General features: G+C 66.3%; 12 protein-coding genes. 4 read left to right on the top strand and 8 right to left on the bottom strand.

The window, feature by feature from the left end; genetic code table 11:
* Positions 1 to 210 precede the first annotated feature (210 nt).
* The 3 genes from A4U64_RS27105 (at position 211) to A4U64_RS27100 (ending at position 2,905) form a co-directional block, all read left to right on the top strand.
* Complete coding sequence (locus A4U64_RS27105) at positions 211 to 981, top strand: IclR family transcriptional regulator (protein ID WP_084648747.1); 771 nt, start codon at positions 211 to 213, stop codon at positions 979 to 981.
* Positions 982 to 1,168: 187 nt separating this feature from the next.
* On the top strand, positions 1,169 to 1,438 hold the full coding sequence (locus A4U64_RS28395; RefSeq protein WP_157127635.1) for a hypothetical protein: 270 nt from the start codon (positions 1,169 to 1,171) through the stop codon (positions 1,436 to 1,438).
* A 189-nt stretch (positions 1,439 to 1,627) separates the two neighbouring features.
* Positions 1,628 to 2,905, top strand: a complete 1,278-nt coding sequence (locus A4U64_RS27100; protein WP_065923672.1) for an IS256 family transposase — start codon at positions 1,628 to 1,630, stop codon at positions 2,903 to 2,905.
* Positions 2,906 to 2,938: 33 nt separating this feature from the next.
* Here the strand turns inward: A4U64_RS27100 and A4U64_RS29290 are convergent, their stop codons facing one another.
* The gene (locus A4U64_RS29290; protein WP_442971936.1) at positions 2,939 to 3,241 is read right to left on the bottom strand and encodes a hypothetical protein; all 303 of its coding nucleotides are present in this window, start codon (positions 3,239 to 3,241) and stop codon (positions 2,939 to 2,941) included.
* Positions 3,242 to 4,758: 1,517 nt separating this feature from the next.
* Positions 4,759 to 4,941, bottom strand: coding sequence for a hypothetical protein (locus A4U64_RS27095; RefSeq protein WP_003934806.1), 183 nt, complete (start codon positions 4,939 to 4,941; stop codon positions 4,759 to 4,761).
* A gap of 573 nt (positions 4,942 to 5,514) precedes the next feature.
* Here A4U64_RS27095 and A4U64_RS27090 point away from each other — a divergent pair.
* The gene (locus A4U64_RS27090; protein ID WP_084648746.1) at positions 5,515 to 5,781 is read left to right on the top strand and encodes a hypothetical protein; all 267 of its coding nucleotides are present in this window, start codon (positions 5,515 to 5,517) and stop codon (positions 5,779 to 5,781) included.
* A gap of 703 nt (positions 5,782 to 6,484) precedes the next feature.
* Here the strand turns inward: A4U64_RS27090 and A4U64_RS27085 are convergent.
* The 6 genes from A4U64_RS27085 to A4U64_RS27065 all read right to left on the bottom strand — a co-directional run bounded on the left by A4U64_RS27085 (position 6,485) and on the right by A4U64_RS27065 (position 13,635).
* Positions 6,485 to 8,788, bottom strand: coding sequence for a hypothetical protein (locus A4U64_RS27085; protein WP_065923671.1), 2,304 nt, complete (start codon positions 8,786 to 8,788; stop codon positions 6,485 to 6,487).
* 2 nt (positions 8,789 to 8,790) lie between these two features.
* The gene (locus A4U64_RS27080) at positions 8,791 to 9,117 is read right to left on the bottom strand and encodes a helix-turn-helix domain-containing protein (protein ID WP_065923670.1); all 327 of its coding nucleotides are present in this window, start codon (positions 9,115 to 9,117) and stop codon (positions 8,791 to 8,793) included.
* Entirely contained in the window at positions 9,114 to 10,241 is a 1,128-nt protein-coding gene (locus A4U64_RS27075; RefSeq protein ID WP_065923669.1) for a tyrosine-type recombinase/integrase, read from the bottom strand. The genes A4U64_RS27080 and A4U64_RS27075 overlap by 4 nt, the downstream gene beginning before the upstream one ends.
* A gap of 961 nt (positions 10,242 to 11,202) precedes the next feature.
* Positions 11,203 to 12,198 (bottom strand): DUF2637 domain-containing protein, encoded by a 996-nt coding sequence (locus A4U64_RS27070; protein WP_065923668.1) that lies wholly within the window; start codon positions 12,196 to 12,198, stop codon positions 11,203 to 11,205.
* Positions 12,199 to 12,407: 209 nt separating this feature from the next.
* Positions 12,408 to 12,926: a hypothetical protein gene (locus A4U64_RS28050; protein WP_084648744.1), complete on the bottom strand. Its 519-nt coding sequence runs from the start codon at positions 12,924 to 12,926 to the stop codon at positions 12,408 to 12,410.
* The gene (locus tag A4U64_RS27065; protein WP_029540292.1) at positions 12,919 to 13,635 is read right to left on the bottom strand and encodes a ParA family protein; all 717 of its coding nucleotides are present in this window, start codon (positions 13,633 to 13,635) and stop codon (positions 12,919 to 12,921) included. Before A4U64_RS27065 ends, A4U64_RS28050 begins: the two co-directional genes overlap by 8 nt.
* Between the last annotated feature and the right edge of the window lie 841 nt (positions 13,636 to 14,476).

The following is a 14,476-nucleotide window of genomic DNA, read 5'->3' as shown; positions in this document are numbered from 1 at the left end:
AACCCTCCGACACCGCCTGTGTGCGCTGGGGCACATCGAGCGACGACCGTGCGCCATTGAACTCTTATCGCAATAAGATGTCAATTATCGCTATGCGACAAATACGTGATCTATGACGTCAGGATGGACCGAGGGGCGGGATCGCGGGCCACGCTCACCTTCGGTAGATTCTATCGCCAACTTGAAAATCTTCTCTTATTGAGATAAAAAATGGAGATGGTGGAGAAACGAAGCCCGCTGATCGCGTCCGTCCGGAAGGCGTTCAGCGCCCTCAGGTTCATCGCGTCGGCTTCCGAGCCGGTCACAGCGAAGACGCTGGCGGAGAACATGTCCACACCGCTGCCCACGACGTACCACCTGCTGAACACGCTCGTGACCGAAGGGGTGCTCGTCAAGAACCGCAGTCTGGGTTATCGACTCGGACCTACCATCGGGTTGCTGTCCGATGCATATCTGGAACAGGGTGAGCCCGTCGACATCCTGGAAGAACCGCTCAAGGAACTCGCGATGGCCACCGGCGAAAGTGCCTATCTCAGCGCGTGGCGAAACGGCGAGATCGAGGTCGTGGCCACCGCGGAAGGAAGCCATGCCGTCCGCGTCATGGAACTCCAGCGCGGCTCCTACGGTCACGCCCACGCGCGCGCATCGGGCAAGCTGCTCCTCGCCTACGCTCGCCCCGGCCTCCGAGATCGATACCTCCAAGAACATCCTCGCGAAGCGCTCACGCCGCGCACCATTACCGCACTTCCCGAGCTCCAGCACGACTTCGACCTGATCAGAGAGCGTGGCTACTCCACCGATCTGGAAGAATTTTCCGACGATGTCTCCTGCGTCGCCGTCCCAATCCTCCTCGAGGACCGCATCTTTGCCGCCTACACGGTCTCAAGTCCCTCAAGCCGATTCGCGCGGTCGAAAGAGCAACTCGTCAAGGCGGCGTTCGACGCCGCACACACCGCTGAGAAGCTACTGCAGTCGGATTAGCGCGCAAGCTGCAGGCAGCTGGCGCTGCGGTGTGGACATCTGCCCGGGACCCGACGATGTCGGGCCACCACGGGCGGCCCAGTGGAAGTGTTCCTGATTGGTCGCGAAAAACGCACGCAGGGACCTACTCCCGAATCGCCGCATGAGACGACACGTGGCTATTACCGCAGTGTGAAAGGACGGCCCGATGACCTGGCAGCTCACCGACGACGACATCCTTGATATTTCGATCCTCTGGTATCCGATCGGCGGGCCGCCCGCCGCGAGGATCCACGCGGCATTCGGAATCGGGATGAATGAGTACCACAACAGACTCGAAGCCGCAGGACACAACCACCAACAAAAAACTCTCGACACTCGCCGTCCGTTGCCGGACCGAATCTATGCGCACAGCGTCCTAGAAGGGCTGACCCGGCAAACGATGGGTGCGCCCCGCCCGCCGGTACGTAACGATTGAGATCGATGCCGACATCGGGTCGGGCGCTTCGAAATAAGACCCGCTCAACGATCCGCTGTTTGAGTCCCCTCGGGTGGTGTAAATCCGGAAGGCCCGAGGGTGACCGGCGTGTCGGTCCCTCATGAGGACGGGCCACCGCGTGAGGCTCTGTGAGAAACCGACCAAAGTTTCCACGAGAGGAGCCACGCGATGGCCCTGGACCAGTCTGCCCTACTCGCCCTGACCGAGTCACTGCGCACCGGCGACGGCGGCGACGTGATGCGGACATTGCTGACCACGATCCTGCAGGCACTGATCGAGGCCGAGACCACCGCCCACATCGGCGCCGACCGCTACCAACGCACCGACGAGCGCACCACCAGCCGCAACGGCACCCGAACGAAGACGGTCACCACCATCAGCGGCGACCTGGACGTCAAGATCGCCAAGCTGCGGTCCGGATCGTTCTTCCCGTCGCTGCTCGAGCCCCGCCGGCGCGTCGACCGTGCACTGCACGCGGTGATCATGGAGGCCTACGTGCACGGGGTGTCGACCCGCAAGGTCGACGACCTCGTCACCGCTCTCGGATCGGACACCGGAATCTCCAAGTCCGAGGTCTCGCGGATCTGCGCCGACCTGGACGAGGAGGTGCCCGCCTTCAACACCCGTGAGCTGGGTGGACAGGAGTTTCCGTACGTGTTCCTCGACGCCACCTACTGCAAGGCCCGTGCCGGTGTCAGGCGCGGCGGGCGAGGAGCTGCGGTGGTCTCACAGGCGGTGGTGATCGCCACCGGAGTGGCCGCCGACGGGCGACGCGAGGTCCTGGGCTGCGCGGTCGGGGACAGCGAGACCGAGGCGTTCTGGGCCGAGTTCCTGCGGAGTCTGCGTGCACGCGGCCTGCATGGGGTTCAGCTGGTCATCTCCGACCACCACAGCGGTCTACGGGCCGCGATCGACACCGTGTTGCTCGGGGTGGCGTGGCAGAGGTGTCGGGTGCACTTCCTGCGCAACGTTCTCGCCCGTGTCCCCAAGGGGCAGGCGGAGATGGTCGCCGCCGCCATCTGCACCATCTTCAGCCAACCCACCGGGAAAGATGTGCGGCAACAGGTGGACACCGTCGCGGTCATGCTCGAACCCCAGTTTCCCGCGGTGGCAACGATGTTGACCGACTGCAAGGAGCAGATCACCGCGTTCGCGGACTTCCCCAAACCGCACTGGTGCAAGGTGTGGTCGACCAACCCCCTCGAACGCCTCAATCGGGAGGTCAAGCGCCGCACCGACGTGGTGGGGATCTTCCCCAACCCCGCGGCGCTGCTCCGGTTGGCGACCTGTGTGCTCATCGAAACCCACGAGGAATGGCAGGTCGGTGACCGCCGCTACCTATCCGAGGAATCGATGGCACAACTGCGCGCACCCGAGCCGGAATCCTCAGCCGGGCACGCCGACATCCCCGCGAAGAAGGAGGAATCCACCGCCCTTACGGTATGATCACCGGAATCACAGCGCCACGCGCTCAACGATTTACACCACTCCACGGGGCTCTATCCGATCCGCTTGGCCGATCGGCGTACGGAGTGGCTGCAAGACGGGCATTCTGCGACGTTGTCGAGCCACCGCTGCGTCTATGCCGATGAATTCGTCCTCCCGCGTATGCAGATGCGGCGGCACCAGCGCACCGACCGGAAACGGGTGCTCGACGACCGACAACGCCCCACCGGTGTCGCGGCCCCAGAGCTTGAATTCGACCCCAATTGGGCCCAGGTCACCAGTCTGGCTGGTCCCCGGCGGCACGACGACCAGCGGTGGAGGATTGGTTGCGTCCACGCTTCTCACCTACTCACCGGCAGTGACAGATCGGGTCACGAGTTCTCTGCTCAACGCTCCGCCGACGGTGCAGGCATTGTCAACGCCCTCAAGGCGTGGTGCACCGATGCTCTTCTTAGCTGGCCATCGATACGCAGGTGATGAAGAATCCGGGATGCCATGGCGGCGGCCAGGACTTCACTGTTCGCAAGGTTGGGCGATGATGCCGATTGTGGAACCCGCACCGGCACGTCCCGGAAACCGGTCCTTGATCGGAACTCGCTGACCAGCACAAACCCGATAGCCCCGTCCGGTGATGATTTTGCTTTCGGGGCCTCAAACGGGGCAGGGAGCAAAGTGTCCGCTGAAGAAATGCCATTAGGTTGAGACAGATCGCGGTGGCCATACCGTGAGACCCGAAATGAACGCGCAGTTCACGGCGTCTCGAAATGTCATTGGCAGCGAGACCCTACATCGATGTAGGGTCTCGAGACCTGTGGCCGAATCTCACGCGAGATGGCCACTCGGTGGCCAATTGGCCATTTGGGTGAGATTGCCTTCCTGGATGGCCAACCGCTCCTGGTATGGGCGGGCAGGGGGCGTACTGATCGCCCGCCGCTGCGGGGCATCGGCACGGCCCGCTTCCTGATCGCTGAAGAAATGTCAGGGAATTGAGACAAACTGCGGTGGCCATTCCGTGAGACAAGTGACATGTCGGCAGGTCGTCGCGTCTCAAGATGCCACCGGCAGCGAGACCCTACAGCTCGACTCGGTGTGCGCCGCAGGCGCACCAAGGACCACGCCCGAGGTCGACGACACCCATGTCGGCGGAGCGCGCCGATGCGCGCAGCGCGATCGCGGTCGCAGCTGCCCGTGCGCACCCGCCAGGCCGCCCCCGTATTCCCTCCGGCGGGGGGCGGGCGGGGGTGGTGCCGGCGGTTCAGCCGGCCGAACCTCTCCCCTGTGCTGTGCTGTGCCGGTGCGGCTGGGGTGTGCCGAGCGGTGACGGCCCGGCGGCAGGTCTCGTTCCCCCGGGGCGGGCGGCCTCGTCCGACAGGGGCCGGACCGCACGACCGGGCACCGTCTGAGGACATGGGCAGCGGGGCCGGAGATCCTGGCATCAGGCCGCGGCGCGAGGCCGGGAGGCCTCCGTCCTCCAGCGTTATAGCGCTACAACGCCCGAATCGGTGCCGGGGCCGCAGCGGTCCGCCGACCGCTACCTCGAAAGAACAGGCCGGAGCTACATTCCTGCAAACCGCCGACCGGGCAGCGTTCGGCGGCACCGCGGCGGCCCGACCCGGCCCGGCCCGGCCGGAGATCTTTGTCCAAAGACCTGGGCGTCGTGCACGCGCGGGCTGCGCCGTGCAGCGAGTGGCAGTACTCGCGGCGTTCTCCGATCGGCGCGGACCCGGTCCCTTTCGGTGGGGCGGTACACGCCGGTTCCACTGCGGACGGCGGTGCGCGGACCGACGTCGTCTACGGCCCGGATGGGGCGTCGCGGATGGCCGCCCCACGGGGGCGCCCGATCCGGCCGGGGGTTACAGGTCGAACAGGGAGAACTGGGCGGCCTGGGCCTGGGTTTCGGTGTCGCGGCGGTGCCGGTCGGCCATGGCGCGGGCGAGGTCTTCGGTGCAGCCGAGTTCGGTGGCGACCTCGCTCCAGTCGTGGCCGTCGTGGCGCAGCTGCCACGCCCACTGGTGCAGCTGTTCGTCCATCTCCATGCCGGGCGCCCCCTCGATGATCGGGGGCGCTCTCGCCCCTCAACTCGTGCGCTGCCGCGACGGTAGCCGAGGTGGCACGGATTCTCCGGCAGGCGCGCCGAGAAGGCTCCGGGCCAGGTAGGAGGAGCCGTGCGTGGGCCGTGCCGACAGAACCGTCACGGCGCAGCGGGCCTCGGCGGAAGCCGGTCCGGACCGGGTAGGTCGCGGACCACCGGCGGATACGGAGGCAGGAGGGGCCGCGGTGATCGGCGACGGGATCGGCGACAATGCCGTGGGCCGGATACCGGAGGAAGAAGGTGCGATGCCGACCGGGGAGATCTTCGTCGACGAGGCGAAGACGAAGGACTATCTGCTCTGCGCGGTGGTGGCGGTTTCCGAGGATCTGGCTGCGGCCCGCACAACGATGCGGACGCTCGAGGCCGCACAACCGCCGACCGGCTGCACCGCCGCGACGAGCGCCCCGAGAATCGGCGGCGGATCGTGGCGCCCTTCGCCCGCACACCGGAAGATCCGGCAGGCCCACCTGTTCACCGCCCGATCTCCGGTCGCCCGCACCGTCAGGTCCCCGGCCAGTTGCTGGCCGCATTGGCGGTGCACAGCGCCGAGCTCGGAGCGCGCCGCATCCTGGTCGAATCGTGTGCCCAGGACAAGCAGGATCTCGCGGCGCTCACCGGCGCTCTCGCCCGGGTCGGGGCGCTCGAGACGGTCCGGGCGATGGTGGACCGTCCGCACGCGCACGAGTTGCTGGGGGCCGCGGACCTGATCGCCTACGCCTACACCGCGGGCGGGCAGCTGCGGCGCGCGATCGACTCGCTGGTCACCGTGCACCGGGTGCCGTAGAGAAGCGCAAAGGCCGGGCGACCACGCAAAACGTGCGGGCTCCCGGCCTCACTTTCCTGACTCTTCGCCAGGACACCCTCGACGATAGCGGGCCACTCCCCCACCGTCGAGGGACCACGCCTTCAACTGCGACTACAAGATCCGGACCATCGCCGTGACACCGGCCACCGCACTACGCAGACCCTAGGGATGCTCGACACGACGAGGCACCACCATCGCCGCGAGCCACCATCCGCCCCGGGGGCGCTACATCCTCCAGGTAGGCCGGTGCCCCGGCGGCGGGGGGTAAAGCGCCGGGGCACGCGGGCCCGCACGTTGGAGGGGACCGTGCGCGACCTGGCGACAATACACAGAACCAACGCCCCACGGAACCAACGTCGCCTCCCACGCCGGGACGGGATGTCGGACCGGCGTCGTACGCTGCCCGGTGAGCGCCCCGGCACCCAACGCACCGGGGCGCTCACCTTCTCTCAGGACCATCGCACGCCCGGCCGCGGCGGCCCGACATGGGGCGGTGAGCCGATGGTGACCTCGCAGATGCCTGGCGGTAGGCACCTATTCCGATGTGCGCTATTCGACATCGAGCTCGGCGGGTTCGCGGATCGGCTGCACGAGTTCGACGAGACGCATGTCCGAACCGCCGCATCCGACCGGGCGGATCTGGTCTGCATCGATGCCGTCCGCGATGGCGGGCGAGGGTGGGTTATCCCGCCGGTGGGCTGCCGTTCTCGTGCGGGGTCATGTCGGCTCGACGTTGAGCGAGGTACGTGTGCCAGTCGCGTTTGGCGATGCGGACCCACCGCACGGCGGTCCGAGGGTGGAGCCCGAGAAGATCGGCGAGCACGGCGGCGGGGAGGTCGGCCGCGAGGGTAGCCAGCGCGGTATTGCGACCGGGCAGAGGGGTGATGCCGTGGTGGAGCAGGCGCGCACCGAACGTGGTGGTGGCGGGCGGCCGGGTGCCGTGGAAACCGGGAAAGAGCAGCACCGTGGCGTGGTCGGTGGGCACCAGGACAGAGCGGTTGGTGTCCGTGCGGGGAAGGTCGCCCAGGAGCGCGGCCACTGCCGGAGGCAGGAGCAGTTCGTGGTGGCCCAGGTGAAGGTAATGGTCACCGGCGCGGACACGGACTTGATCCTTCCGAAGGGTGAGCAGTTCGGCCATGCGGAGCCCGAACAACAGGATCAGGGCGCCGGCGGCACGGACATCGGTGGGGATACCGGGGTCGTGAAGGCAACGGCGTAGTTGCCGGTCATGGTCGGCACTGTCGAGGAAGTGCTTCGGCTGGCCGACTTTCGGAGCGGGAACGTCCAGAACGCCGGGGGCGAGGTTCTTGTCGATTGCCCATCTGAGAAAGCCACGCACGTGGTATCGACGGGAGCCGTTTCCTCCGACGAGCCAGCCGTCGAGCTGGTGTTGGGTCAGTGAGTCGATCGCGATCTGATGGTGGTCGAGCCACGTGAGAAACTCCAGGGTGACCCGCAGGGAGTAGCGCAGGCGGTAGGCAGCGTCGGCGCTGTCCCCTCCGCCCCGGCGGCGGGCCCGAAGACGGGCTCGGTGCAGAAGGTGCCACTGGGCGTAGGGCCGCACCAGTCGGGCGTGCGCGTCGTTGTGCGAGGCCAGTTGCGCGTCGAGCCACGGAACGACACGGTCGAGATATTCGAGTCGCTCCGGTAACACACCGGCCTGGACGAGCATGGCGCGGAGGAAATGCACGTCACGACCGGGCGGTAAGGCGTCGAGCGCAGCGTGGGTGATCGGGGCCTCGAGTTGGGACAGCAGCTGCGCCGCGGAACTCGTCCGCAGCCAGACCAGGACACTGCGGGGTTTGACGGCGGCCAGGAGCGCCTGGGCGAGAGGTGCCAATTGCTCGGGAACGATGCCGCGGTCTGCGCCGAGGACCTGCTGTAACCGGGTGTCGACGCAGCACCGGAAACAGTGCCCTGCGGTGTAGACCCGGCCGCCTTCTCCGCAACGACGGCATCGATAGTCGAACGAGCTGCCGCTGCAGGGCCCGCAGAGATCGTCACCGGAGTCGGAATGGGCGATCAGGACCCGACTCTCGTGGCACCGTGCGCACCGCGCCGGGTGTTCTTGCCTGCGGGTGTAGCAGGATCGGCAGACCGGCCCGATGGGCCAGTACGCGGTCACTCGCCGGGTCTGCGCGCACAGACAGCAGGGCGCGGGATGTGCCGAGGATCCGGGCCGACGGGCTTCGCGGGGCTCGGGTGGTGGGGTTCGACGAGAGGGTGCCGACTTGCGCTGCCGGGGTGGGCGGCTGGTTGCCTGCCAACAGGGTGCGCACATGTCGGGGTGGGTGCTGTCGGCGCGGGCGACGATGATCGCCTCGGCGCCGCACCGGCCGCATGGTCGGCGTGGTCGGTGTCGGCGGTAGCAGGCGGCGCACACCGGACCGGCATCGAGCACCGTTTGGGCCGGTCGGCTGCGGCCGCAGTCGATGCAGATGTGGTGTGGCCGTGGAGCGCAGCGCGCACACAGGGCACGGCCGTCGGCGGTGCGGTGTTCGAGCATGCGGGTGCGGCCGCAGCGCGAGCATGCGCGGCGGGAGCGCGGATCGGTGCGGTAGCAACGGCGGCACAGTCGGTCGTCGCCGTAGTGCGCGGCCGGGGGTGCGGTGCGGCCGCAGCCGGTGCAGGTGATGCGGGGGCGGTCGATGGTGCGGCAGTTCTCGCAGACCCGCCCTTCGGGGCGCTGGTGCGGCAGCAGCACCCGGCGATGGCAGCGCGGACACGCCGGTGGGGAGACCGCATGGCCGTGTCGCACCAGGACATGGGTCAGTCGCATGAGGCCGGCCGGGCAGAACTCGTCGGGAGCGACGAGCCCCTCGGGGTTCTCGCGGAGATAGCGGTCGAGCTGGTGCACGGTTCGGGGCATGTCGACACGGGCCTCGGCGATGACCGCCTCGAGTTCGGCTGCGGTCAGCGTCACCACCTCGTGGAGCAGACGTTCGCGCAGATCTCGGCGGGCGTCGTCGACCCGGCGCCGGCCCACGCCTACGCCTTCGGGTGGGGCCGGCGGATCGTGGTGCGCCGCACTGCCGGTGCCGGGCCGGTGGGGCCGGTGCCGCTCTTGCGCACCACCGTGTTCTCCGCGCGGACCTCGATGAGATCACCGGGGCCGCAGTCGAGGATGTCGCACAACGCGGCGAGCACGTCCAGCGAGAGTCGTTGGGGCGGCTGGCTGACCAGGCGCCACAACTGTTCCCGGGACAGGGTGATACCACGTTCGGCCAACGGGGCACTCAGATCCGTCGTCTGGAACATGCCGCGCTCGGCCATCAGACGGCGTAGATGCCACTGGTATCCCATCTTCTTGATCACGTCGCTCCTTCCCACAGGCCCAGATCTCGGTTCGTCAGGGCCCGGCGCACCAACCGGTTGCGGTACTCGTCCGACACATGGGTGTAGAGCGCGGTGGTGCTCGCATAACTGTGGCCCACCTGGTCCTGCACGAACCGCTCCGGATACCCGAACTCGATCAGATGCGTGATGTAAGAGTGCCGCAGGGAATGCAGATCGAGTTCCTGCGGCAGCCCGGCGGCATCGCGCACATCGCTGAAGGCCTCGTTGGCGGCCCGAACCGAGATCCGTCCACACCGCTCGGTCAGCCACACCGCCGGATGAGCGGCGGCCCCGAACAAGGGGCGCACCCGATCCAGATAGTGATCGAGGCTCTCGACCACCCAGTCCATCTCCGGCACGGTCAGCACCGTGCGCCGCTTCGGCGGATTGCCCCGCGTCGATTTCGCCCACCGGACATAGACACCACCGAGGCGGCCGTAGTCGCGGGCGTTCGGATTGACCCGCAGATCGGCCAGATCCAGCCCCACTGCCTCGCTCCGACGCAACCCGAAGGCGTAGACCGTCTTGAGCAGCGCTGCGTTGCGCAACGCCGGCAACGCACCCTTACGCCGCAGGTTCCGGATCCGCTCGACCTCCCCGTCGGCGGTGTCGAACAGCACTTGCACTTCGTCGTAGGTCAACGCCCGCCGGCCCGGGCGGCCTTCGAACACCCCGATGTGGCTGACGGTGTTCCACTCGTGCAGAACCTGAACCGGGACGGCCCCGAACCGGTCGGCGCACACCTTCTCCCAGCCGTACCGAGAATCGGTGACGTAGCCGCAGAACATGCGCAGCGAAATCTGATACCCACGGACGGTCGCAAACGACCTCGGTTGCAGGCCGGAGGCCAGATCGGCGAACCATGCCTCGGATTCGGCGGGCGTCCACTGCCACGGATACAAGCCGCTGAACGCGCAGAAGCGGCGGATCACCGACACCCGCTGCTCGATCGTCGCGGTACGCAGAAAACGAGCGCGTTGCTGGTCCTGCCATCCCGAGAGCATCGACTCGAACACCGCCGTCTCCGGGTCCAGATGCAGCACATTGTCTGCCAGAATCAGGGGCACACTCGCCTTCGGTGGATCTTCCCGCGAGGGAGACATGCCTCCGTTGTATCAGATGCAACAATGTTGCATCTGAATTTTGGCTGAAGTCCTGGCGCATCGACCTGCTTTCGGGAGTGTCCATCGGCACCGGCGACTTTCGGACATCGGCCCTGAAAGAAGCCCTGCAGGTAGTGTCGCTCTGTGGTGTGGCTGATGATCTTCGCGTTAGGGGTGACCGCGTTGGTTGCTGGTGGGGTCCTGTCGCGACGCTCCTCCCGCGGACACACGGCGGGATTTCCGTGGTTCTGGGTGGCATTGCCGGTCACCTGCCTTGCAGTCGCCGCGTCGATCGGCTCCTTCACACTATGGCCTCAAGTTGTGAGTGGGTCGGGGAGCCTGTGGTGGGACCTGTCCGCTCCACGTACTCCCGCAGGAGAGTTTCTATCCAGCGAGCAGTACCACCGGATCACCACCTGGCGGCGGATGAGTCGAGTGTTGCCGGCGGTGTCGGTAGCAGCCGTTGCTTGGTGCGTATGGACCTGGCGCCGCGGTCGCGTATGAGGCCATTCGCGCTGGCCCGGCTCCGTGACATGGGTGGTCACGGAAACCTGCCTGGATCCCGAACTCTTCACCTCCGTGGACGCCGCGCCTCATCAGATGCAATTCCGCCTAATTGCCGCACGTCCAGGTACGGTGACCGGTCGCTCCGGGGGTGCAGTCACACGGGATCCAGCCGACCAGGACCCCGTTCGGGGTAAGGCGATGGCCGGCGGGGCAGCTCGTCGGTGCTCGCTCCTGCAGGGCCACATCCATGATGGTTGCACTACTTTCCCGCCAATGGGAACACGTGTTCGAACAGTCCTGCTAGGGTGGGACTCGACGCCGGGACGGCGGGGGAAGCGCCGTCCTGGCGTCACTGTTTTCTCCGCCCCCACTCCGCGCGCCTCGCCGGGCCACGGTTCGTTCGGTGCTCCGGGCACCTACCCGCACGGCCTGGCGTGAAGCCCCGGCTGCCTGGTCACACCGACACCAGCTGCTCCTCGCGGGCGGTGACCGCGTCGAGCGGAAGCGGCACCACCGGCGGGATCTCGAAGCCCTCGGCGTAGGCGGCGTTCTTGAAGCGCTGCCAGCGCCGGCACACCGTGGACGGGGACGGGGTGTCCTCCAGTTCGACGGCCACCTGCGCATAGGTCAGCTGCGGGCGGTCCAGCAGGATCGTCGCCACCTCCTTCTCCTCACTGCGCAGCGTGCACCCGGCCAGGAACTCGCGCAGGCCGTCGACGGTCTGCGGGTAGCCACCGGAGGTCGGCGCAAGGTTCGGCTCAAAGGGTGCCTCGACAGGAGCGGGGGCCTGCACGACGGCCTCCCCCGGTGCCTCTTCGCCGTGGCGCCCGGTGCCTTGCGGCTGCACCGTTGCAGGCGGTGCGGCAACGGCAGAGGCATCGGTGCGCACGCGTGCACCGGGGTACTGCACGTCGTGCCCGACGAGTGCATCCTCCGCAGGGTCGTGAACCTCAGGCGCCTCGTGTGCAGTCGCGTGCTGCTCTTCGTGGACAGTCAGGTGCGCGTCGTGCACCACCTCGTTGTAGCGGCCCCGTTCGACGGCCAGTGCCCGCACGATCGTGGTGAACAGATGCAACAGCGCCAAAAACAGCAGCGGCACGATCATCGCAATGCAGGCCGCGATTGCAGCAGGTTGCGGCTGGTATCCGACATCGACACCGGCCGCGGCCTGCGCGTGCCGCTGCCCGGCCAGCCGGAAGGCGTGGTAGCCGTTGCCGGCCACGCTGAGCAGGACCGTGCCCGTGGCCAGGGCCTTGCAGTACCGACGGGCACCGCGGAACTCGTCGTCGGTCCCTAATGCAACGAGAGCCAGCGCGGCGGCGGCCTGTGCAACATCGAGTGCCACCGGCGCCATCCAGGCCAGTTCCGGGCGCACACCGATTTCCAGAGTGAGCTGGCGTAACGCGTCGAACGACAGGGTGAACGCCAGCGCTGCAAGCACGAGCGTCATCGCTGCAACAGCACCGAGAGCCGTGGTCTTCGAGTGCAATCGTCGGCGTGCACTTGCGGACGATAGCTGACGTTGCGCAGCGCGAACGTTAAGGTCATACATGATCGGAATTTCCTTTACTGAGGTAGCCGGTCACGGAGTCCCGTTGGATTGCAGGTCGAGCGGGACTCCCCCTTTTTCTGGCGCTAGAACGCTGAAACGTTATGCAGCTAGAGGCGAGGTCTTCCTTGGTTGCCAGTTTCAGGCGCACCTGCCCGTATCGCGGCAATCACTTGCTCGGTGGACATGCGAGAGGCCAACTCCCGAAGTGCAAAACGAACGATCGCACTACGGGAATCAATGCGTGGTTTTTGCTTCCGCCCGAGATAGATCGCCTCCTCGAGGAACTGGTCGGTCTCGGCGTCTAGATAGATCGTCGACTTCGTTAGCTCGTCCACTTCTGTGGAAGGCACTGGAGGCGCCGCCTTCGGCAACTCGGAGGCCGCCAACGCGAGTGCCGGTTCCCGGCCGTTGACGGTCTGCGCGGCCGCTTGCTCCAAGTGGGCCGCCGCAGCGTCCGATGTAGACGGTCGAATCTCTTGCACGGGGGGCGCAATGGGATTGGTCGGGTTCTCGGAATCGGTGGGAATCTCCACCGGAACCGACCGGGGCTTGTGCCGCGGTGGCGGCATGGTGCGCCCACTGGCGCGCTTGTTCTTTTGCCGCAAGGCGTCGAGTCCGTTAGTCATTGACGTACTCCTGGAGGAACTTCGCGGTGTCGGTGATTGCAGCCGCGAAAGCCCGCAACGGCTTGGCCGGTGGTTCCTCGGCGGTGATTGCAATGCGCTTCGTTCGAGTGCCAACCCGGGCGGCATGGGGAACCGGAGGCGCAACCTGCACCGGCGTGCCGTCAACCATCCGCGCAAGACGGTCGATCATCGTTCCCGGAGGCGCCGCCGGCACCATTGTCGGCGAAATGACCAGGGGGTAGTCGGCGAGTTCGTCGACGAGCTGCTCAGTTGCATCGAGATCCAGCTTCCGCAACGGAGTCGGGGCAAGAACGACATTTGCAACGGACAGTGCACCATGGGCCTGGGTTGTTGCACCTGGATGCGTGTCCACGACGACCCATTCCGTGTCCCACTCCCCTGCCCACTGCACCAGCGCATCCGCCATTGCATCTTCGCTGGGCGCCTGGTCGTACAGGTCAGGATGCCCAGGTACCAGGCGCGGCTTCTTGAAGCCGTTCAACGGCTTGGGGGTCTTGCCGGTGCGGATTGCATCGAGGATCGGAATGCGGGCCCGGTCAAGAGGCCGATCCCCCCACTTACCGGTGGCGCCGCCCCCGTCGTACTCCAAGTCCACCAGGACTGCGTCCAGCTCGTAAGCCAGCTCATACGCCATCGTGGTCTTTCCCACCCCTCCCTTCCGGGAGTGGCAAACGATGATTTTGGCCATTGCATGGAGCCTTTCGTCGGTTGCACTGGGTGCAATGAGTAGGTGCATTGAGGCGCGGCAGTGTGCAGCGCTACCACGCTCTGAACGCTAAGCGTCGGAACGCTGCAACGTCGTAGCGCCACGCCGTTGCAGTGTTGCACCGTTGTAGCGGAGCAACGTTCCAACGCTGCAACGTTCCATCGCCAGGGCGTTGTAGCTCTGCAACGCTTCAAGATCGTAGCGCTCTGACGCTCAGCCATGGTAACGGTATGACGTGACAACGTTCTAGCGTCTGGACGTTATAGCGCTACAACTAGGATGTCCGCCCTATAGGGGCGCATCGCCGGCGTTACGCTCCGACGTTCAAGCGCTATAGCGGCTCCGCCCCACCCGCGCCTGGTGCAACGACGTTGTAGCGCTATAACTCATACTCGCTGAATACACGGGCGACCAGCAGTTTTCCAAAGGCTCGGCCGACAATTCCGCAGTAGTACACTGCGCTGCTTGCACCGTTGTAGCGGAGCAACGTTCCAATGCTGCAACGTTCCAACGCTGCAACGTTCCATCGCCAGGGCGTTGTAGCTCTGCAACGCTTCAAGATCGTAGCGCTCTGACGCTCAGCCATGGTAACGGTATGACGTGACAACGTTCTAGCGTCTGGACGTTATAGCGCTACAACTAGGATGTCCGCCCTATAGGGGCGCATCGCCGGCGTTACGCTCCGACGTTCAAGCGCTATAGCGGCTCCGCCCCACCCGCGCCTGGTGCAACGACGTTGTAGCGCTATAACTCATACTCGCTGAATACACGGGCGACCAGCAGTTTTCCAAAGGCTCGGCCGACAATTCCGCAGTAGTACACT

It is taken from the genome of Rhodococcus sp. WB1 (assembly GCF_001700945.1).
Classification (GTDB): Bacteria; Actinomycetota; Actinomycetes; order Mycobacteriales; family Mycobacteriaceae; genus Rhodococcus; species Rhodococcus aetherivorans.
The sequence above is the reverse complement of the archived record's forward strand: the minus strand, read 5'-3'. Positions and strand labels throughout refer to the sequence as shown.